Source organism: Sporosarcina sp. JAI121, from assembly GCF_013408665.1.
Classification (GTDB): domain Bacteria; phylum Bacillota; class Bacilli; order Bacillales_A; family Planococcaceae; genus Sporosarcina.
The window spans coordinates 1-20,897 of the sequence record NZ_JACCCL010000003.1 but is presented as its reverse complement, the minus strand read 5'-3'; the positions used below and the strand labels follow the sequence as shown (position 1 = coordinate 20,897).

Annotated in this window: 16 protein-coding genes, 18 tRNA genes and 1 rRNA gene; 8 read left to right on the top strand and 27 right to left on the bottom strand. The window is 44.7% G+C overall.

Features of this window, described 5'->3' with window-relative positions:
• Position 1: 1 nt before the first annotated feature.
• Together HDC33_RS13930 and chrA are read right to left on the bottom strand one after the other, a co-directional pair.
• Positions 2 to 1,741 (bottom strand): ABC transporter ATP-binding protein, encoded by a 1,740-nt coding sequence (locus HDC33_RS13930; protein ID WP_179393174.1) that lies wholly within the window; start codon positions 1,739 to 1,741, stop codon positions 2 to 4.
• A gap of 598 nt (positions 1,742 to 2,339) precedes the next feature.
• Positions 2,340 to 3,521, bottom strand: coding sequence for a chromate efflux transporter (gene chrA, locus HDC33_RS13925; RefSeq protein ID WP_255457437.1), 1,182 nt, complete (start codon positions 3,519 to 3,521; stop codon positions 2,340 to 2,342).
• A 182-nt stretch (positions 3,522 to 3,703) separates the two neighbouring features.
• Here chrA and HDC33_RS13920 point away from each other — a divergent pair, with 182 nt between their 5' ends.
• Both HDC33_RS13920 and rsgA read left to right on the top strand, forming a co-directional pair.
• Positions 3,704 to 5,023, top strand: a complete 1,320-nt coding sequence (locus tag HDC33_RS13920; RefSeq protein ID WP_255457436.1) for a hemolysin family protein — start codon at positions 3,704 to 3,706, stop codon at positions 5,021 to 5,023.
• A gap of 408 nt (positions 5,024 to 5,431) precedes the next feature.
• Positions 5,432 to 6,511, top strand: coding sequence for a ribosome small subunit-dependent GTPase A (rsgA, locus tag HDC33_RS13915; protein WP_370457487.1), 1,080 nt, complete (start codon positions 5,432 to 5,434; stop codon positions 6,509 to 6,511).
• A 58-nt stretch (positions 6,512 to 6,569) separates the two neighbouring features.
• Here the strand turns inward: rsgA and HDC33_RS13910 are convergent, their stop codons facing one another.
• The gene (locus HDC33_RS13910) at positions 6,570 to 8,114 is read right to left on the bottom strand and encodes a bifunctional GNAT family N-acetyltransferase/carbon-nitrogen hydrolase family protein (protein ID WP_179393171.1); all 1,545 of its coding nucleotides are present in this window, start codon (positions 8,112 to 8,114) and stop codon (positions 6,570 to 6,572) included.
• Between the two features lie 131 nt (positions 8,115 to 8,245).
• Here HDC33_RS13910 and HDC33_RS13905 point away from each other — a divergent pair, with 131 nt between their 5' ends.
• Genes HDC33_RS13905 through HDC33_RS13895 form a run of 3 tightly spaced genes read left to right on the top strand, consistent with a single transcriptional unit; the run spans position 8,246 to position 10,027 of the window.
• On the top strand, positions 8,246 to 8,671 hold the full coding sequence (locus tag HDC33_RS13905) for a disulfide oxidoreductase (RefSeq protein WP_179393170.1): 426 nt from the start codon (positions 8,246 to 8,248) through the stop codon (positions 8,669 to 8,671).
• 1 nt (position 8,672) lies between these two features.
• A complete protein-coding gene (locus HDC33_RS13900) occupies positions 8,673 to 9,152 on the top strand; it encodes a thioredoxin family protein (RefSeq protein WP_179393169.1) in 480 nt (159 codons plus the stop codon).
• Between the two features lie 29 nt (positions 9,153 to 9,181).
• On the top strand, positions 9,182 to 10,027 hold the full coding sequence (locus HDC33_RS13895; RefSeq protein ID WP_179393168.1) for an RluA family pseudouridine synthase: 846 nt from the start codon (positions 9,182 to 9,184) through the stop codon (positions 10,025 to 10,027).
• Between the two features lie 640 nt (positions 10,028 to 10,667).
• On the opposite strand, the gene HDC33_RS13890 is transcribed toward HDC33_RS13895, so the two are convergent.
• Positions 10,668 to 11,492 carry an aldo/keto reductase gene (locus tag HDC33_RS13890; protein ID WP_179393167.1) on the bottom strand — a complete coding sequence of 275 codons (825 nt, stop codon included), beginning with the start codon at positions 11,490 to 11,492 and terminating at the stop codon, positions 10,668 to 10,670.
• Positions 11,493 to 11,648: 156 nt separating this feature from the next.
• On the opposite strand from HDC33_RS13890, the gene HDC33_RS13885 reads away from it, so the two are divergent.
• The gene (locus HDC33_RS13885) at positions 11,649 to 12,950 is read left to right on the top strand and encodes an NCS2 family permease (RefSeq protein WP_179393166.1); all 1,302 of its coding nucleotides are present in this window, start codon (positions 11,649 to 11,651) and stop codon (positions 12,948 to 12,950) included.
• Between the two features lie 88 nt (positions 12,951 to 13,038).
• Here HDC33_RS13885 and HDC33_RS13880 read toward each other — a convergent pair whose 3' ends face one another.
• The 3 genes from HDC33_RS13880 to queG form a co-directional block, all read right to left on the bottom strand.
• A complete protein-coding gene (locus HDC33_RS13880; protein ID WP_179393165.1) occupies positions 13,039 to 13,341 on the bottom strand; it encodes a hypothetical protein in 303 nt (100 codons plus the stop codon).
• 320 nt (positions 13,342 to 13,661) lie between these two features.
• A complete protein-coding gene (trmL, locus tag HDC33_RS13875; protein WP_179393164.1) occupies positions 13,662 to 14,135 on the bottom strand; it encodes a tRNA (uridine(34)/cytosine(34)/5-carboxymethylaminomethyluridine(34)-2'-O)-methyltransferase TrmL in 474 nt (157 codons plus the stop codon).
• 17 nt (positions 14,136 to 14,152) lie between these two features.
• Positions 14,153 to 15,292 carry a tRNA epoxyqueuosine(34) reductase QueG gene (gene queG / locus HDC33_RS13870; RefSeq protein ID WP_179393163.1) on the bottom strand — a complete coding sequence of 380 codons (1,140 nt, stop codon included), beginning with the start codon at positions 15,290 to 15,292 and terminating at the stop codon, positions 14,153 to 14,155.
• A gap of 56 nt (positions 15,293 to 15,348) precedes the next feature.
• Here queG and HDC33_RS13865 point away from each other — a divergent pair, with 56 nt between their 5' ends.
• On the top strand, positions 15,349 to 16,041 hold the full coding sequence (locus tag HDC33_RS13865) for a B3/B4 domain-containing protein (protein ID WP_370457479.1): 693 nt from the start codon (positions 15,349 to 15,351) through the stop codon (positions 16,039 to 16,041).
• A gap of 29 nt (positions 16,042 to 16,070) precedes the next feature.
• Positions 16,071 to 16,586: a hypothetical protein gene (locus HDC33_RS13860; protein WP_179393162.1), complete on the top strand. Its 516-nt coding sequence runs from the start codon at positions 16,071 to 16,073 to the stop codon at positions 16,584 to 16,586.
• Between the two features lie 1,595 nt (positions 16,587 to 18,181).
• Here the strand turns inward: HDC33_RS13860 and HDC33_RS13855 are convergent.
• The 20 genes from HDC33_RS13855 to rrf form a co-directional block, all read right to left on the bottom strand.
• Positions 18,182 to 18,649 (bottom strand): SRPBCC family protein, encoded by a 468-nt coding sequence (locus HDC33_RS13855; RefSeq protein WP_179393161.1) that lies wholly within the window; start codon positions 18,647 to 18,649, stop codon positions 18,182 to 18,184.
• Positions 18,650 to 18,755: 106 nt separating this feature from the next.
• Positions 18,756 to 18,836, bottom strand: a tRNA-Leu gene (locus HDC33_RS13850).
• Between the two features lie 38 nt (positions 18,837 to 18,874).
• Positions 18,875 to 18,948: transfer RNA gene (locus tag HDC33_RS13845), tRNA-Cys, on the bottom strand.
• Between the two features lie 8 nt (positions 18,949 to 18,956).
• Positions 18,957 to 19,031 (bottom strand) — tRNA-Gly (locus tag HDC33_RS13840).
• Between the two features lie 4 nt (positions 19,032 to 19,035).
• Positions 19,036 to 19,107 (bottom strand) — tRNA-Gln (locus HDC33_RS13835).
• A 10-nt stretch (positions 19,108 to 19,117) separates the two neighbouring features.
• Positions 19,118 to 19,193 (bottom strand) — tRNA-His (locus tag HDC33_RS13830).
• 29 nt (positions 19,194 to 19,222) lie between these two features.
• Positions 19,223 to 19,298, bottom strand: a tRNA-His gene (locus HDC33_RS13825).
• A 34-nt stretch (positions 19,299 to 19,332) separates the two neighbouring features.
• Positions 19,333 to 19,408, bottom strand: a tRNA-His gene (locus HDC33_RS13820).
• A gap of 25 nt (positions 19,409 to 19,433) precedes the next feature.
• Positions 19,434 to 19,507, bottom strand: a tRNA-Trp gene (locus tag HDC33_RS13815).
• Between the two features lie 5 nt (positions 19,508 to 19,512).
• Positions 19,513 to 19,597, bottom strand: a tRNA-Tyr gene (locus tag HDC33_RS13810).
• 10 nt (positions 19,598 to 19,607) lie between these two features.
• Positions 19,608 to 19,683, bottom strand: a tRNA-Thr gene (locus HDC33_RS13805).
• Between the two features lie 13 nt (positions 19,684 to 19,696).
• Positions 19,697 to 19,772 (bottom strand) — tRNA-Phe (locus HDC33_RS13800).
• 15 nt (positions 19,773 to 19,787) lie between these two features.
• A tRNA-Asp gene (locus HDC33_RS13795) sits at positions 19,788 to 19,863 on the bottom strand.
• 3 nt (positions 19,864 to 19,866) lie between these two features.
• A tRNA-Met gene (locus HDC33_RS13790) sits at positions 19,867 to 19,941 on the bottom strand.
• 85 nt (positions 19,942 to 20,026) lie between these two features.
• A tRNA-Met gene (locus HDC33_RS13785) sits at positions 20,027 to 20,101 on the bottom strand.
• A 24-nt stretch (positions 20,102 to 20,125) separates the two neighbouring features.
• Positions 20,126 to 20,201 (bottom strand) — tRNA-Val (locus HDC33_RS13780).
• A 54-nt stretch (positions 20,202 to 20,255) separates the two neighbouring features.
• Positions 20,256 to 20,330 (bottom strand) — tRNA-Glu (locus tag HDC33_RS13775).
• 22 nt (positions 20,331 to 20,352) lie between these two features.
• Positions 20,353 to 20,444 (bottom strand) — tRNA-Ser (locus tag HDC33_RS13770).
• Between the two features lie 4 nt (positions 20,445 to 20,448).
• Positions 20,449 to 20,523 (bottom strand) — tRNA-Asn (locus HDC33_RS13765).
• Between the two features lie 45 nt (positions 20,524 to 20,568).
• Positions 20,569 to 20,684 (bottom strand): 5S ribosomal RNA (rrf, locus tag HDC33_RS13760).
• Between the last annotated feature and the right edge of the window lie 213 nt (positions 20,685 to 20,897).

Sequence of the window (20,897 nt, the reverse complement as noted above, 5' to 3'; positions counted from 1 at the left end):
ATTATTCAACCTCTCCAATCTGCTGGCGGTCGAATTGCTCTTTGTACCAGCCGTTCATTCCAAGCAGGTCTTCATGTGTTCCTTCTTCTATGACGTGGCCATCGTCAAGAACAATAATCCAGTCCGCATGCTGAATGGCGGACAGACGGTGTGTTGTAATGATTGTAGTTCTTCCTGAACGTTCCGCTTGTATGTTTTCAATGATTTTCGCTTCCGTTTTTGCATCGACTGCTGAAAGCGAATCATCCAAAATTAGTATTTCAGGATCTTTCACAAGTGCACGCGCAATGGATATCCGTTGTTTCTGCCCTCCGGATAGCGCCACACCCTTCTCCCCGACAAGCGTATCTAGGCCATCTGGAAGCATTTCCAGATCTTTTTCAAAATAGGACAGACGAATCGTTTCCGCAATATCCGTTTCTGTAGCCTCCGGTCGTCCGAATAGAATATTATCTCTGACCGAACGTGAAAATAGGACATGATCCTGCGGCACATAACCGATCCAATCCCTCACCTGACCTTTTGTCATGGACTGTAGCGGCACTCCGGAGAAGACGATTTCCCCTTCCCCTGCCGGATATTCACGCAACAGTTGCTTGACGAAGGTCGTCTTCCCGCTACCCGTTTTCCCGACAATACCGAGTGTATTTCCGCGTTTCAAATGAAGGTCAATGGCATCCAAGTTGACCGAATGAGACGTCGGATACGTAAAAGTGACATCCCGGAAACCGACACTATCCGGCTGGTCGACACGCACCGGCTGAGCGGGATCTTTTACATCTTCCGCATATTCGAGTGTTTCCGTCACACGGTCAAGTGATGCATTCCCACGCTGTAGGACGTTAATGAGTTCACCGATTGCGAACATCGGCCACACGATCATACCGAGATAGACGTTGAAGGTAACTAGCTTTCCAAGCGTCATATCCCCAATCGATATTAGGTAAGCACCATAGCCGAGACCGATCATATACGTCAGTCCCGTCAGCACCTTTGAAATCGGCATGAACAGTGCGTCAATCTTTTCGACGTGCATGTTTTTCTGATAAACATCTTCCGTCATATCAGCAAATCCTTTTTCACTCGCACGCTCCTGAACATAGGCACGAACAACCCGTACACCCGCGACCGCTTCAAGAACGTTGTCGTTTAAATCACCGAACGCTTGCTGTGCCGTCATATATCTTTCGTGTATTTTCTTTCCTAGCACTTGCATAATGAACGCTAAAATCGGAAGCGGCAAAATCGCTACGAGTGTCAATTTCCATGACACGATAAAGCCCATTGTTAAGACAAGTGTCAATAAGTAAAGTGTTGAGTCGACAAGCGTCATAATGCCGAAACCTGCAGTCTCTGATATGGCCCGCAAATCATTTGTCGACCTGGCCATCAAGTCGCCCGTCTTATTTTTCTCATAAAACGTCGGGTTCATTTTCAAAAAATGGTGCATGAGTTTCCCGCGTAATTGCCGTTCAATCACATAAGCACCGCCGAACAACTGGTATTGCCAAACATAATTAATCGCATAATTGAAAATAATGATCAACATCATGGTGCCAATGAAAGCGACAAGCAATTTAGCCGTCAACGACTGCGTATAAATCGAGTCTATCGCCTGCCCAATCAACCATGGTGGAATAACGACGAGAACATTCGTCACCATCAGCAAGATTAGCGCGACCGTATATCTTTTCCTATTTTCCTTAAAAAACCATTTTAATTTAAATAATACTGAAAACATGAGTCAATCAGCCCTCTTCCTGTTTCTCCCATAACTATCCACTTTCGAGAGATTCCTTTTTCAATAGTTTCCTTTGCTGTTTGATGATTACCATCATAAACACTCCTTTTCTCTGTTATTATCCCGCAATAAAAATTCGTAACATTCCCCACTTCTTAAAGTGGGGAATGTACGACTTCTAATTGCCCGAATGGTTGGGCTAAATTAAGTAGGGGAAAATCACCCCTACTTAATAAGTCCAACTTTATGCAACACGCAAAGCGTGGAAACACCGAATATTCTTTAAACTAAACCCAAAAAGAGCACACGCCTCTTACCATAAGCGTGTGCTCATAAAAAAGGGAACAGTATAGCGCGCTCCCGTATTTAATTAGCTAAAGAAAACTAGTATGCGGATAGGCACGGTTTCAGTATGAAATTGTTTAGTGAAATGTTAACGTTTTTCATTTTACGTACCTCCCTTTCTATTTCGAGTATCTAACTATGTTCAGATTATCATTTCCATTTCCTTCATGTCAATACTTTTTGAAAATATAATCATTTCCCCTAAACTTCTTTAAGACTATGAATAAAATGGTTGATATAGACTTTTTCAATTCTAAAATACGAAATGCACGACGGCTCCTAGCAGAGCTGAAATCAAAACGACAATCCACGGCGGCCATTTATAGAAGAATAGCAATGTGAACGCCACAATAGCTACTGCAAAATCGGCAGCACTGCCGATTGAACTGACAAACACCGGATTGTATAGTGCAGCGAGTAAAATACCGACAACAGCCGCGTTAACTCCTTTTAGCGCTGCTTGGATTGCAGGCTTCGAACGAATAATCGACCAGAATGGCAGTGTGCCGATAACTAGCAGAAATGATGGGAGGAACATTGCGAACACTGCAACTCCAGCCCCCAAAGGTCCGTCCATCAATTGACCAAGATATCCGGCCAATGTAAAGAGTGGACCAGGAACTGCTTGTGCAGCCCCATACCCGGCAATAAACGTCTCAGCGTCCATCCATCCCGCCGGTACGACTTCACGCTCAAGCATTGGCAGCACGACATGACCGCCTCCGAAGACAATCGAACCGACACGGTAGAAAATATCGAAAATCGCAAACAACGACGACTGTACAAACGGCCGGAGTAACGGAATTCCGATCAACAACACGAAAAAAATACTCCATGCAATAATACCGGTCCGTTTACCAAATGTAAGCGGGATGGTTACAGGTTTCGGCGCTTCCTCTTTCCTGTATAACATATAGCCCGTGAAACCCGCCCCGATGATGACCGCTATTTGACCGATTGCAGTCGGAATCATCAGTGTCAAAATCGCGGCAGCCATAGCAATTGTAATTCGTTGCCGGTCAGGTGTCAGGGATTTCCCCATCCCAATCAGTGCATGGGCGACTACAGCAACCGCCACAATTTTCAATCCGCTAATCCAACCGCTGTCAAATGAACCTGTCGACGAAATAAGCCAAGCAAATCCCATCAGTAATAAGACAGACGGTAGCGTGAAACCGATCCACGACAAAACCCCTCCAAGCATACCCCCGCGCATCAATCCAATCGCAATACCGACCTGTGAACTCGCTGGTCCCGGCAGGAATTGACAGAGTGCAACAAGATCCGCATACATTTTATCGTCCAGCCATTGCCTTTTTTTCACGTACTCTTCCCTGAAATAACCGATATGTGCTGCGGGTCCGCCGAACGAAGTCAACCCTAGCTTCGTTGACGCTTGAACAATTTCTATGTACTTTCTACTATCTTTTTTCATATGTCCTCCTTCTAGTGTCATTCCTACAAGTATACAAAAGAAAAGCCTATCTAATTGTTTTTTTCTTGTAAATAAATTATCATAGACTTAACTAACGATTTTACTACCACGGGAGGTGTACACTTTGTTCTCCCCCTCATCTGGGTTTGGAACAAAGTAATTATTTGGAAATTGCCATACGATTGACAGCGTTTGCTGTCTTGATCGCCCTCACCGCATTTTTTGTTGCGAGTGAATTTGCAATTGTGAAGATTAGAACAACACGGATCGACCAACTTATCGCGGAAGGAAATCCACGCGCAATAGTTGCGAGAAAAGTGGTCGGTAACCTGGACGAGTACTTATCCGCTTGTCAACTGGGTATTACCATTACCGCCCTTGGTCTCGGGATGCTTGGAGAACCTACTGTCAAACTCATGCTAGCACCTCTTTGGGCGAACTTGAATATTTCAGCCAGTACGTCAAGCATCATTTCGTACATTATTGCTTTTTCAATCGTCACATTTTTACATGTGGTTGTAGGTGAATTGGCTCCAAAATCAATTGCAATACAAAAAGCGGAAGAAATTACATTGCGCTTCTCAAAACCCCTGGCCATCTTTTATCGCATCGCTTACCCGATCATTAGAGGAATGAACGGTTCCGCTCAATTCCTTATTAAACTTTTCGGATACAAATCCATGTCCGAATCGGAAGTCGCTCATACAGAAGAAGAACTTCGAATGATCTTATCGGATAGTTTGAAAAGCGGTGAAATCAACCAGGCCGAATATAAATATGTAAATAAGATTTTCGAATTTGACGATCGGATCGCCAAGGAAATCATGGCCCCCCGGACCGAAATGATAACGATTGAAAAAGACATGACATTACGCGAAGTATTCGAAGTGATGGGTGTCGAACAATATACACGCTACCCTGTCACAGATGGTGATAAAGATCATATCATAGGTCTCGTCAATATGAAAAACTTACTGACCGCTTTCATTAAGGAACCGGATACAGCCGGTTTTCAGCCAGTTACCAACTATATGCAGCCAGTCATACATGTAATTGAAACAATGCCCATCGGCGATCTACTCCTTAAAATCCAACGGGAGCGTATTCATATGGCGATTCTGATGGATGAGTACGGCGGAACTTCAGGTCTTGTTACGATTGAAGACATTCTCGAAGAAATTGTCGGTGATATTCAAGATGAATTTGACATGAATGAAGTACCTGATATTCAAAATCTCGGAGAAAACCATTATATCTTTGACGCGAAGATGCGTATCGAAAATGTTAACGATATTCTTGGTACTTCAATCGACGAAGAGGATATCGATACAATCGGCGGCTGGTTCATGACCCAACGCTTCGAAGCGATCCAAGGTGAAAAAATCATCGAACAAGGATTTGAATTCACAGTGAAAGATGTGGAAGGTCATCACATCCTCTACCTGGAAGTTATGAAAAATGAAGCGGAAGAAACCGACGATGCTGCGGAATTGTCGATGTAATCCCAACACAGAGCGGTCTCCTATTTGGAGGTCGCTCTTTTTTCCGGTTCATTGCGAAGTTTCAGGAGAACTTTGTTTTCTTTACTCGGTATGTTGTCTTCTATCCATTGATTGAAAAATCTGTATTGACTTATTTATTTCGTTTTGATAGTATTAATTCATCTTACAGAAAGCAGGTGAAGTTTTATGGTTATTATCATTGTACCTATTGTAAATTCGATCGGACCCATACTTTCACCTGCCATGCTTTCATCTTAAGCATGCTTATTCTGTTATGCGCGTGAAAGCCGTGGTGTCCGATCAGGACTCACGGCTTTTTATTGTCTAGCCATAGGTGCCAGACGCTCAGGGCATAAGTGGGCACCTTGCGCTATTCAAGTATGCACATAATAGGAGGAAAACAAATTGATTTCTATAAACGAGTACGGTTGGAATACATCCCACGAAGCGAATTGGGAAGAGTTGAACGAAAACTTAAAAGTAAAGAAATGCGTCCCTGGACGGGTCACGCTCGAACATAAAAGAATGTACCGTGTTGTTACAAACGAAGGTGAGTGGCTTTCCGTTTGTTCGGGGACAATGCAATATGAAGCCGATGATCGACGGGATTTCCCGGCTGTCGGCGACTGGGTCGCAGTGGAAAGGATGCCGGGCGAAGAACGCGGCATCATCCATGCCATTTTACCGCGAACATCGCTGTTCTCCAGGAAAGCGGCCGGCACGACGATTGTTGAACAGATAATCGCGGTAAACATTGATATCGTTTTTCTAGTCATGTCGATGAATAAAGATTTCAATGCAAGACGATTGGAACGGTATCTGGTTGCCGCCTATGATTCTGGTGCAATTCCCGTCATCGTGCTGACCAAGAAAGACGTGTGCGATGATCCTTCCCATTATATTGAAGAAGCACGCAATATAGCATTGGGTGCAGATGTTTTTGCGGTGAGTAACGTCACAGGTGAAGGCATTGATGCACTGACTGCACTTTTGAAAGACGGTAAAACTGCGGCGTTATTAGGTTCTTCAGGTGTAGGAAAATCATCCCTCACCAACGCCATTTGCGGCGGAGAAACGATGGTTGTTCAAGATATCCGTGATGATGACGATAAAGGCCGGCATACTACGACCCATCGGGAACTTGTTAAGATTCCAGATGGCGGTGTACTTATCGATACGCCCGGCATGAGGGAATTCCAGCTCTGGGACAATAGCGAGAGCCTCGATTCAGGTTTTAAAGACGTGGAAGCATTTGCTGAAGCATGTAAATTTAACGATTGCCAACATAACAATGAACCGGGATGCGCAGTACAGGAAGCACTCTCCAATGGTGCTTTACCTGATGATCGCTATGCCAGTTATCTGAAACTCCAAAAAGAATTGGCATTCCTCGAGAGAAAAATGGACTCCGCCGCGCAAGCAGAGGAACGTAATAAGTGGAAAAAGATAACGAAAAGCATGCGAAAACATCCTTCAAAGAAGAAATAAACTAGACAAAACAGCCACGTATCTCGGATTTCCCGATATACGTGGCTGTTTTTCACATTCAATCTTTCTTATACTCAATACGATATACATCATGCCTTCTGTCCTTCAACTGCTTGACCGTCCCATCCTGACGTTGGCGTCGTAGAATTTCAAGGTCAACATCACCAATCAGCACCATTTCCAAGTTGGCATTCGTCTCGCCGACGATGCCGTCACGAGCGAATTCGAAATCGGACGGAGCGAATATCGCTGATTGGGCATATTGGATGTCCATATTTTCCGTCTGCGGCAAGTTGCCGACCGTTCCGGATATGACGGTATATATTTGATTCTCCACCGCCCGTGCTTGTGCACAATACCGTACACGCAAATAGCCTTGGCGGTCTTCCGTGCAAAACGGTGTGAAGATAATATTCGCACCCGCATCTGTCGCAATACGTGCCAATTCTGGGAATTCAATGTCATAGCAAATTTGGATTGCGATTTTCCCGCAGTCTGTATCGAACACGCGCACCGCATCCCCGGCACTGATTCCCCACCATTTCCGTTCGTTTGGAGTGATGTGAATCTTATATTGTTTTTCAATCGAACCGTCTCTGCGGAACAAATAGGAGATGTTATAGATTTCTTCGTCCTCTTCCTCGACAAAATGAGATCCGCCGATAATATTGACGTTGTAACGCACTGCAAGATTCATGAACAGCTCTATATATTGCGGTGTATACTCTGTCATTTTACGAACTGCCTGGCTCGGTGATATTTCATCCATAAATGACATGAGCTGGGTCGTGAATATTTCCGGGAAGACGACGAAATCGGAGTTGGCATCGGATGCGACGTCAACGAAGTATTCACACTGATGAGCCATCTCTTCGAACGAAGAAATTTTACGCATCAAGTATTGGACGACACAAATCCGTACAGGATAACTTGTTTTGAAATGGCGCTTCGTCACCGGTTTATAATCAACATTGTTCCATTCCATAAGCGTTGCATATTTCTTAGACGCTTTGTCGTCCGGCAAGTAGTTCGGATTGACACGCATCAATGTAAAATCGTTCATCAGCTGGAATGTCAGTACAGGATCATAGATTTTATGGCGCGACACAGAATCTACATATTCACGCGGCGACATTTCTTCAGCGAATTTATGGTAGTTCGGAATTCGGCCGCCAAGGATGATCGACTTCAGATTGAGCTCTCTTGCAAGCTCTTTTCTCGCTTCGTACAAACGCTGCCCGACCTTCATGCGACGGTAGTCGGGGTGCACCATCACTTCAATGCCGTACATATTATAGCCGTCGGGATTGTGGTTTGTAATATATCCTTCATCCGTTACATCATCCCATGTATGGCGATCGTCATACTCATCGAAGTTGATGATAAGACTGGAGCATGAACCGATAATTTCCCCATCCAATTCAGCCACCATCTGCCCTTCTGGAAAAGTCTCCAAATGGCTTTTCAGATGTCCCTCTTCCCAAGGTTCCATCCCGGGAAAACATAATTCCTGCATACTTAAAAGCTTCTTTATATCACTAAACTCCATCTGACGAATAACCATGCTTATTTCAAACTCAGACAAATCAAATTCTTCGCTCATTCGATACACCTCTTCCCACCTGTTTCTCTTCAGTATATCGTACTGTCCCTACAGTTAATAATATTTTACTTGCTTAATACGACCCCCTATAATCAAGTGTATATGTAGTTCCACAAGCGGGAGTTGATAAAATGCAAAAACGTATGGAAAACGGTCTCATTTTTATTTGGACTGTTTCATTGGTTGCGACGCTCGGTTCGTTATACTTTTCAGAGGTGCGCGGATATGAGCCTTGTACGCTTTGTTGGTACCAGCGGATTCTGATGTATCCAATTGTCCTTATTTCAGGCGTTGCCCTGTTCCAAAAAAATGCACGGATCGCTTTGACAACAGCAGTTTTCTCTGTTGTAGGAGGAGGTATTTCCCTTTATCATTACGGAATTCAAAAGCTCAGTTTTCTAAGTGATAGCGCGCCGGCATGCGGGAATGTATCTTGCACCGGACAGTACATTAACTATCTTGGTTTTATCACCATTCCTTTCTTGGCGCTTACAGCATTTCTAGTCATCTTTATCACAAGCCTTTTCATGATGAAATGGCAGAAGGAGTCGAAGTAACATGAAAAAATTATTGATCATCGGCGGTGTCATTATCGCCATCTTCGTTCTTGTCGTCGTACTGTCGAACAAATCGAATGAGTCGAAGCTGAAAGACAATCCATACGGAACGAAAAACCTTGCACAACCGACAATCGATTTGATCGGTGATGAAAACTACAACAATATCGTCCTGCCGGATACCCTTTTCAAACAAATCGAGGACGGTAAATCGGTGACCGCATACTATTTCCACCCGGAATGCCAATATTGCATGCAAATGACGCCTGTCATGATGCCAATAGCGAAAGAGATGGGTGTCAATGTACAGCAATACAATATGCTTGAATTTGGCGATAGAGTTGGAATGGATACGGAGTATAAAATCGAATCATGGCCTGCACTCATCCACTACAAGGACGGAAAAGAAGTAGGACGGATGGTCGGCGCACAGCCGGAAGAGAATATCCGTGCATTTTTCAATGAATTCGAAGGTAAGTAATGATGAACGTACAGGAAGGAATGATTTGAATGGCGTTATTTCATTATAAAACCCAAGAAGATAATATGACGGTCGAGCATTTGCTCAAAGACAAATGGCTAGGCGGGAAAAAGACGGTCCACCTTATGCGTATGGCGAAAAGTGTGCTGGATGCAAAAGGCGAGCCGGTAGACGATTGGAAAGGTCCACTGGCGGCAGGTACCGAATTGGTATTTACCTTTCCCGATGCAACGTCAACATATGTACCTGACGATAATGTTGAATTAACCGTCCTCTTTGAGGACGAACATATCCTGGCTGTCGTAAAACCTGCCGGCATATCAACGCACCCCGATGGACCGCGTGACACCGGGACACTGATGAATGCCGTCATGGCATATGTTCAAAAAAATGGCGGTGACTATGCAGAGCATATCCATCGCCTTGATAAAGGAACTTCGGGCGTTGTTCTCATTGCGAAGCATCCGATTTCAAAATCACTTTTCGACCGCATGATTGAAAACAACGATATTTCAAGGAAATACATTGCGGAAGTGGATGGCTACTTGAAAAGGCCTAAAGGCACAATCAGACTCCCGATCGGGCGGGACCGCCATCATCCGGCAAAACGACTTGTTTCAATGTCCGGCCAATCTGCCATTACAAACTTCCGGATGATTGAACGCAAAGAGAATACGACAATTGTCGAAGCAGATCTTGAGACGGGACGCACACACCAGATCCGCGTACATTTGTCGCATCTCGGACATCCCGTTACAGGCGATACACTCTATGAGGGCAGCGAAACGGAAGATGGAAAGTACCGGTTAACCGCAACCGCGGTATCATTCATTCACCCATTTACAGAAGAACAGACACTTATTGAAATGAAATAGGTAAAAAAGTGCCATGGAGATTATTTCTCTATGGCATTTCTATATTTATTGAACAAATTAAAAACTATATAAACCAAGCGAAGGCGCTATTCGGTGCCAGCTGCTGACAAAATTCCTAGGACATGAATTTTGTCAGTGACTGGACACCGGGTAGCCGAAGACGTAAGACTAGTAGCGCAGCAGCTAGGCTTAGGGGAGGTCACTGAAAAAGTCCGCCGTTATAGAATCGAATTAGGATTGACCATAATACACGCTTCGCCGCTTTGTGGATGCCTCCCGCGATAAGCCAGAAAGAAGACCACTTTCAGTCTTATCGCTCCGGCTACCACGAAGTCGCGCCTGCGCTGGATGGTCTATGTAAGAAAGCACATTTCATTATCGGGAATTAAACCTGCACCTGTAGTGCTTCTTTCTTGAATTAAATTAGTATCAACTAGTAATCACATTATAATCTCAGCCAATACATCTCAAAATCATGACCCTTTCGATAATGAACACCCTAGCGAAGGCGCGGCAAAGGGGTAGCCGAAGCCGTAAGACTGGATGCGAAGCGCCTAATCCAGGCTTACGGCGAGAGGCATCCCCAAAGCGCCAAGCGGATTCAATGGGGTTCTTTATTTCAACTTAACTATTCTCAATATTAATACGTATCCGGGTCAGTACCCGCCCGCTCATTACGATTAAGTTCATTAATTGAAGCCATTTCCTCGGATGATAATTCAAAATCAGCAACTTCACTGTTTTCCCGGATTCGTTCAGGCGTCACTGATTTCGGTATGACGATAAGATCATTTTGCAAATGCCAACGAATGATTACTTGGGCAGGTGTTTTTCCGTAATGTTCGCCGATATGAAGAAGCGTCGGTTCTGCAAGCAGCTTTCCGCGTGCAAGCGGTGACCAAGAAGTCACGGCGATGCCGTTCTCTTTACAAAATGCCCGCAGCGATTCCTGTGTTAGATGCGGATGAAGCTCAATCTGATTCACCATCGGAGCGACATTTGCTTTTACGAAGACTTTTTCTAGGTGATGGGCATGATGATTGGAGACGCCCGTGGCTCGAATGAGTTTTTCATCATACAACCGTTCTATCGCTTTATACGTTTCAACATACTTTTCGGACACAGGCCAATGCGTCAAATATAAATCCAAATAATCGAGACCCAGTTTCTCTAATGATTCCTCGAATGCACGTAATGTCGAGTCGTATCCTTGATCGGTATTCCATACTTTCGATGTAATGAACAGCTCTTCCCGTGGAACACCAGAATGACGGACTGCCTCCCCGGTTTCTCTTTCGTTCTCGTAGATTGCCGCCGTATCAATGGCGCGGTATCCTGTTTCTATTGCGTATGTAATTGCTTCGACCGTCTGCCCGGAATCCGTCATCTTATAGACGCCGAGTCCTAATTGCGGCATTTTCACACCATTTGCAAGTTCAATTGTTCCGGTGAATCGTTTTGACATTTGAATTTCCCCTTTCGTTTCTTGTACTTCAATTGTACAAGCGACATTCGAATATTACGAATTCCCGGATTATATTTCAGAGTTGAATTTTGACCTAAAAACGAATATTATTGTAAATGTACTTCATTTCGTTCGTATTCTGAAAGGAGAATTCCGTTGTTTCATTTAAAAAAACATAATACCACTGTGAAAACGGAAGTATTGGCTGGTATGACGACTTTTTTGACAATGGCCTATATCGTCATCGTCAATCCGATTATTCTTGCTGACGCTGGTGTACCGTTTGAACAAGTATTTATCGCAACGATTATCGCTGCGGTTATCGGTACGCTGTGGATGGCGCTTTTCGCCAATTATCCGATCGCCATCGCCCCAGGAATGGGTTTGAACGCTTATTTTACATCGGTTGTGCTTGCATCTGATGGACAACTCGATTATATGACCGCCTTTTCCGCGGTATTCGTAGCAGGACTATTATTTGTTTTGTTATCCTTGACATCTTTCCGTGAAAAACTGATCGAATCCATTCCGGAAAGTTTGAAGCTTGGAATTACGGCGGGGATAGGATTATTTATCGCCTTCATCGGTTTACGGCTGTCGGGACTTGTTGCCCCCCACGAAGCAAACCTTGTGAAGCTGGGCGACCTCACTTCTCCGCCTGTCATGTTGGCTTTGTTTGGACTTCTTGTGACAACCATTCTTATGACATTGAATGTTTACGGTTCGATTTTCATCGGAATGATTTTGACGGGTATCGTTGCAACCATTACAGGGCAGCTCAAATTTGAAGGTGCCCTATGGAAACTGCCTCACTTGCCGGAAGGGATTCTTGTCTGGAATCCAATTACTGCATTTGGTGACGTCATTTCACATGGTTTGTATGGCGTAGTTTTCGCCTTTCTCATCGTTACCCTGTTCGATACCACCGGCACGATGATCGGTGTCGCAAAACAGGCAGGCCTGATGAAAGGCAATAAACTCCCCCGTGCACGTCATGCTTTACTTGCGGATTCTGTTGCAACAACAATCGGATCCATGTTCGGAACAAGTCCGACATCGGCGTACATCGAATCGTCATCCGGGGTTGCGGTAGGCGGACGGACTGGATTGACAACGCTGACCGTCTCAGTCCTCTTCATCGTTGCGGCATTTTTCGGTCCGCTTGTCAGTACATTGTCAGGTGTGTCTGCAATTACCGCTCCTGCTTTGATAATCGTTGGGAGCTTGATGATCGGCGTGATTAAAGACATTGATTGGGATTCCTTCGATGAAGCATTCCCAGCCTTCCTTGTCATCTTGACAATGCCCCTCACGTCTAGTATTGCGACAGGAATCGCTCTTGGTTTCATCACATACCCGCTTTTAAAAGTCGTGAAAGGAAAAGGGAAACAAGTTCCTGTCCTCTTATATATTTTCGCGGTACTATTCACTTATCAACTGCTCTTTTTACCGCATTAAGAAAAGCGCCTGGAGTCTAGACACCGATCCAAGTAAAAAACTTATCTCTATAAAAAAGCCCTTCCGTTTATCCTCGGAAGGGCTTTTTTCATACTTTTACTCTGCGTTTAGAAGTGATGGCCGACAGGAAGAGCGCTCCTGACGTGATAAGGTGCATGAACCAGCCTATAAACGGGATGGCGCTCACAACGCTCGTCACAAGACCGAGGATTGAAGCAGCCTTCCCTTGCCCTTCCCGAATTGAAAGAAGTAACGTAATGGCATGTAAAACAAACATGATTCCTAGTATAGAATAGCCAGAGCTAATTACATAAAGGCCCCCGATAAGTGGAATCGCCAGAAAACCTTCCGCTATCGCTGTCACCCATTTCATGCCAGTTGAAAAGTTCATCTATATAACCTCCGTATTATTTAAGTCGTTCTATTATTTACGGACAAGCAAGCAGAAAGTTTCATTTTTCTTCGGTCTGTCACAATTTTTCCCGGCTGTCATTTCAATTCCACTAAAAATAGGGTATACTTATTGTAGCTACTAATGAATTTACAGGAGGTACCTAACATGACATTAATTCTAATTATAGGTGTTTGCTTTGCATTCCTATCTGCAATCTTCACGGGTGGATATGATGATAAACCTGGCAAAGTTAAGATACCTGGTCAAAGAAAATAATAATAAGTAAACGGGACAAGCCTTCTGGCTGTCCCGTTTTTTTATACTAATCCTGGATAAGATTGCTGTCTAAGCGCCTCGTAAATAAGGATGGCTGCCGTATTTGATAAGTTGAGCGATCGGATCTTATCGTTCATCGGGAGTCGCAGGCACCTCTCTTTATTCTCCTGTAAAATGTCTTCAGGCAGTCCGCTTGTTTCCTTACCGAAGACAAAAAATATATCCTTCGATACATCGGAATAATCGAATGCCGTATGCGGATTGTCTCCATGCTTCGTCAAAAAATAAAATACCGCTTCCGGATTCGCCGCAAAAAGTTCTCGGATCCCTTCATGGTACGTAATATCGACGTGTTCCCAGTAATCGAGTCCTGCTCGTTTCAACATTTTATCATCCGTCGAAAAACCGAGCGGCTTTACTAGATGTAATTTCGTTCCCGTCCCTGCGCATGTCCGTGCGATGTTTCCCGTGTTTGCTGGGATGAGCGGTTCAAATAATGCAACATGAATGACCATTTCAACACTTCCTCCACTTAAACTTTTTCTATTCGGCTATCCGTTGCCTTTTCTAATTCAGCACGCACGTCCAGATCTTCTTCTTTCAACAATGCTTCTTTAATTGCCGCGAAGCCTTCATCTACACCGATTTGACCAAGTGCCCACGCAATTGTCCCCCGAATAACTGGCCGCGGGTCTTTATCCAACATGACAATCAATTCAGGAACTGCAGACTCGTCCTTAAAATGGGCTAGAGAGATAATCGCATTTCGTTGTATCGGATTTTTCCCTCGCCAAGAGCCGGAGACATGACCAAACTTCTCTTTAAATTCACGGTTTGACAGGCTAAGTATCGGTTGCAGAAGCGGTTTGGCCAATTCTGGATCCGGTTGGAATGCCTGTTGATGCAAATTATGCTTCCCTTTGTTTTTCGGACAAACCGTCTGGCACGTATCACATCCATATAATCGGTTTCCAATTCTCGTACGGAACTCCTCTGGAATAGGTGTTTTTGTCTGCGTTAAGAAAGCGATGCAGCGCTGGGCATTCAATTGTCCGCCCTGAATCAAAGCTCCCGTAGGACATACATCCAGGCAAAGTGTGCAGTCACCGCATTCATCTTCCATTGGAACGTCCGGCGCAAACGGGATATTTGTAATCATTTCACCAAGGTACACATACGAACCGAACTCCGGTGTAATAATCGAACAATTTTTTGCCGACCAGCCGATGCCTGCCCGTTCCGCGACAGCACGATCGGATAGTTCACCCGTGTCGACCATCGACCGTACTCTTGCAGCAGGTGCGTGTTCCAAAATAAATCCCTCAAGAAGCCTCAACTTCTCGCGCAGAACTGTATGATAATCCGTTCCCCATGATGCACGGCAAAAGATTCCCCGCCTCTCACCTTTTTTACCTCTCGGAGAATCTGCCATTTTGGACGGATAGGCTACAGCGATGGCTATGATACTTTCCGCTTGATCAAGTAAAAGTGCAGGTTCCGTCCGTTTATCTAAATCTTTTTCCTCAAAACCCGACTGATAGCCGAGTTCTTGCTGCCGTTTCAAACGATTTTTCAGTTCTCGAAACGGGGCGGCTGTTGTAAAACCAATCTTGTCGATGCCGATTGACTCCGCATAGTCCCTAACCGACTTTTGCAGTTGAACAGCATTCACACTGTATCGCCTCCATTATGCTACTATTGAATAAAACTATATAAAGGGTGAGTTTATTGAATATTAAAATGGCTACAGATCTTTTACAAGCTGTACCCGGATTAAAATTAGGCATTATCCATTATACCAAAATTACGGTGTCAGAATCGCCTCAAATGCTAAAAGGACGATTACAATTATTTCAAGAGCAACTTTTCTTTGAACTTGAGAACAAGCCTGTCTCCGAGTTTTCAGGCATAAAAGAATGGCGCGCTGTATGGAAAGCATTCGGCGCTGATCCGAATCGATACCGTCATTCCACAGAAGCGCTCATGCGCCGAATCAAGAAGCAGAACTATGTTAATCCTTTCCATTCTGCCGTCGATTTGAACAACTTCTTTTCCTTACAACACGAAATCCCAGCAGGCATCTACGACCTTGAAAAAATTGTCGGCGATGTATCGGTTACATTAGGCACAGATGAAGACGGATACGATGGATTGAACGGCCGTTTTAATTCATTAACAAACATTCTACTGTTAAAAGATGATTATAGCCCATTCGGTAGTCCATATGTCGATTCTATACGCACCGCCGTAACAGAAGAAACGACCGAAGCACTTCATGTATTCTTCCTTCGCCCATCCATGGATGCCACGGAAGCTCTTGAACTGACAACGGCATGCGGCAACATGTTCAGTAGCATTAGCGGTGGTGACGTCCGTTCATATGTTTTGCACGAGGGACAATCTTCCATTATAGTAGACTGATATTGTTTCTGAATTGGGGGAATGACTAAATGAGCAACATAACTCTTGCCGAAGCGGTAAAACTGAAAAGTGTTTTAACAAAACGTATTCATGAGCTGGAAGTTGAAATGAGACGCGTTGCCTTTACAACTGTAGAAAAAGGCAGCAATCCCGTAATCGGCCCGCGTCCCCTTACTGTTGTAGAAAGCGAATTGGATGAAGTACGTTCAGATAGCCGTTTGCTTGATCGTCTGATGTATCGAGCCAATATCGATCATACAATCGAATTCCAAGGGCAACAGCTTGCCATTGTGGAAGCGATTGAACTTGCCACACAATTACGCGCTAAAGCCCGCTTTTACAAAGAGCTATCCATGTCAGAAAAGGAAGAAATCCAGTACGGCTACTCTGAAGGTACTATTGTCTACCGGGTCGCGTTATTCGATCCCGAAGACTATCGTTTAAAGTCTTTACAAGCCGAAAAAGATGCACACAAATTATCCAATTCCATTAATGCTAAAAACTATTCAATCGTGTTGGCTTTTGATGACGCAAAATACTTCTAACTCCTTGGTCAGGTGAGACTCCTTACCAAGGCATGGAGTGGGGACCAATCCAATTTAAATTACAGGCAAACCAATGACCCGTCACCATTTACTTTGTGACCAATCCCCAATGACCAACCAAGGCAATTGCAATGGACAAACCCTTAGTAGCATCGCCTGGTCTCCCTCTATGAAAATCGCTCCTTCCGCTTCGGCGGCAAGGAGCGATTTTGTTTATATATGATGAACATATGAATACAGCGTGGGAGGCAGTCTTACAAGGCACATTCATAAAGCACCGAAACATGTGTGATGGGACATTCTTATCCCAATTCTATAACAGTGAACACTCCCGGTACCTCCAATATACCAAGGAAAAACCAGCGAAGGCGCCTTTCCTGTGGTAGCCGAAGCGATTAGACCGGCAGTGGTTTTCTGCCTGGCTTCTCGCGGGAGGCATCCACAAAGCGCCGAAGCGTGTTGTATGGAAAACCGTTAGTTCAGTCTATATACTCTGCACTTAACAAATGGAAAGTAAGTGATTTTTTTGTGATTACTACTAGGAGGCAATTTTCAATATCGCTTCGTCGCTTGGTGATGGCCTTCCGTAATGAGCCCGCCAGAAGATCATTGTCGGTCTCATGACTTCGGCTCACACTTGTCGCTCCTTCGCTGGAGTCGTACATCGTATAAGGCGATTGTTACTGTTTCTATTGAATACTTATATATACTCAGCATTTGACACGTAGAAATTAAGTGAACTATTTGTGATTAGTACTGGTTAGCAGTTTCCAATACCGCTTCGTCGCTGGAGTCGTACATCGTATAAGGCGATTGTTACTGTTTCTATTTAATTCTAAATTAATAGTGCAGAATATATAGATAGGAATTATGACCATATCATGCAGTCATAAATATTACAGGTAATCTAGCGAAGGCGCCTTACAGCGGTAGCCGAAGCGATAAGACTGGCAGTGGTTTTCTGCCCGGCTTATCGCGAGAGGCATCCGCTGTAAGGCGCCGTAGCGTGTAGTATGGAAAATCGTTAGTTCAGTCTATATACTCGGCACTGATTAAATGGAAAGTATGAGAGTTATTTGTGATTATTACTAGAAAGTAGTTTCCAATACCGCTTCGTCGCTCGGTGATGGCCTTCCGTAATGAGCCCGCCAGAAGATCACTGTCTGTCTCATTACTCCGGCTCACACTTGTCGCTCCTTCGCTGGAGTCGTACATCGTATAAGTCGATTGTTACTGTTTCTATTGAATTCTAAATTAATGGTGCAGAGTATATAGACAGGAATTATGACTATATCATGCAGTCATAAATATTACAGGTAATCTAGCGAAGGCGTCTTACAGCGGTAGCCGAAGCGATAAGACTGGCAGTGGTTTTCTGCCCGGCTTATCGCGGGAGGCATCCGCAAGCGCCGTAGCGTATATGATGGGACATTCTTATCCCAATTCTATAACAGTGAACACTCCCGGTGCCTCCAATATACCAAGGAAAAACCAGCGAAGGCGCCTTTCATGTGGTAGCCGAAGCGTACATTATGGAAAACCCTTATTTCCCCCTCTATAATAGATAGCAATAATAATTTTCAAGCCATTTCTCATTAATGAAACACTTGCTCTTCAGATTCTGCAATTCGTCTTAGAGCTTGTGCTCGATTCACAATAAACTTCCTCATATAGCTTTCCAAAAACAACTTATCCGCGATAACTCCAATCGGTCCATAAGGCGATTTATATTGAAAGCGATCAATCATCAAGGTGCCAGTATCCTTCTCAACAAACTCATGAATATGTGTAAAAGAATGGAATGCACCTTGCACCATTATATCTTCAAATATATAGGGCCTATTCATTATTGTTATTTTTGCGGTCAGCCTTTGCTTTATACCGAAATGAACCGCCTCCCATGTGACACTATCCCCAGCCGACAATAAACCTGTCGTAACTCCACCGACGGCTTTCTCCTTCGTACTTTCTGTAGTACGAGTATGAATATCCACATCTCGCGCAAGATCAAAGCAGCGTTCTATAGAGGCTTGTATGAATTCCTGATGTTCTATTAACGGCATATTGATTCCCCCACTCAATCTTCTTACATTAAATGTTGAATACCTAGATCATAATTAAAATTAAGCATAAAAAAAGCACAACCGAAGTTGTGCTTTTTTCATCTGATACCCGAGGCCGGACTTGAACCGGCACGCCTCGCGGCATCGCATTTTGAGTGCGACGTGTCTGCCATTCCACCACTCGGGCATATTACTATTCATTTCGCAAAATCCATATTTATAAAATGGAGGCGGCAACCGGAATCGAACCGGTGATAAGGGTGTTGCAGACCCATGCCTTACCGCTTGGCTATGCCGCCGTAGAAAATGGAGCGGAAGACGGGATTCGAACCCGCGACCCCGACCTTGGCAAGGTCGTATTCTACCACTGAACTACTTCCGCGAAACTGGGGTAGCTGGATTCGAACCAACGAATAACGGAGTCAAAGTCCGTTGCCTTACCGCTTGGCTATACCCCAAAAAGATAAATGGGGCGACTGAAGGGAATCGAACCCTCGAGTGTCGGAACCACAATCCGATGTGTTAACCACTTCACCACAATCGCCATGATATCTATTTTGATTTAATTATAAATGGGGCGGCTGAAGGGAATCGAACCCTCGAGTGTCGGAACCACAATCCGATGTGTTAACCACTTCACCACAACCGCCATGATAGTTAGTTTGATTTTTTGGATGTATAAATGGGGCGACTGAAGGGAATCGAACCCTCGAGTGTCGGAACCACAATCCGATGTGTTAACCACTTCACCACAATCGCCATGATAGTAGGTTAAATAAAAAAATGGCAGGGGCAGTAGGAATCGAACCCACATCAAAGGTTTTGGAGACCTCTATTCTACCGTTAAACTATGCCCCTATAACTGGTGGTGGGGGACGGATTCGAACCGCCGAACCCGGAGGGAGCGGATTTACAGTCCGCCGCGTTTAGCCACTTCGCTACCCCACCAATAGGTGTATGGTGCCGGAGAAAGGACTTGAACCCTCAACCTACTGATTACAAGTCAGTTGCTCTACCAATTGAGCTACTCCGGCAAGTTATTTAAAATGGTGGCTCAGGACGGAATCGAACCGCCGACACAAGGATTTTCAGTCCTTTGCTCTACCGACTGAGCTACTGAGCCACATATTATAAAAAATGGCGGTCCCGACCGGGATCGAACCGGCGATCTCCTGCGTGACAGGCAGGCATGTTAACCGCTACACCACGGGACCATTTGGTTGCGGGGACAGGATTTGAACCTGTGACCTTCGGGTTATGAGCCCGACGAGATACCACTTCTCCACCCCGCGACAACAATATGAAGTATTACTATAAAGATGAGCTTGAACTGTCGGCTTGCAAGACAGATATTCATTTCGCATCGTCATGAAAATTTGGTTGCGGGGGCAGGATTTGAACCTGCGACCTTCGGGTTATGAGCCCGACGAGATACCACTTCTCCACCCCGCGACAATAGTTATGAAAATAAATTAATGGTGGAGGATGACGGGCTCGAACCGCCGACCCTCTGCTTGTAAGGCAGATGCTCTCCCAGCTGAGCTAATCCTCCGGGTATAAATAGTAATTGGCTCTTTCCAACACGCTACGAGTGATGAAAAAATAATGGTGACCCCTACGGGATTCGAACCCGTGATACCGCCGTGAAAGGGCGGTGTCTTAACCGCTTGACCAAGGGGCCATTAATGTTAAAAATATAAATCTGGCGGAGAGCAAGGGATTTGAACCCTTGAGACAGCGTTAGCCGCCTACACGATTTCCAATCGTGCTCCTTCGGCCACTCGGACAGCTCTCCTAAATGGCTCCGCAGGTAGGACTCGAACCTACGACCGATCGGTTAACAGCCGATTGCTCTACCACTGAGCTACTGCGGAATAATAATACAGATCATACATTAAGTATGTTCTTTGGGAATAACAGACCAGCGACGTCCTACTCTCACAGGGGGGAACCCCCAACTACCATCGGCGCTGAAGAGCTTAACTTCCGTGTTCGGTATGGGAACGGGTGTGACCTCTTCGCCATCGTCACTGGACTATCTTCACAAGACAATAACTATTATATCATGTCCGTTGAATATTGCAAGCGTTTTTTCAAAATAATTAATTTTGTTCGCTCAAAACTGAATGAAACAGACATTGTGCTGCATGAATCAGGGTAATCAAGCCCTTTTCAAATATGGTTAAGTCCTCGATCGATTAGTATCCGTCAGCTCCACACGTCGCCGTGCTTCCACCCCAGACCTATC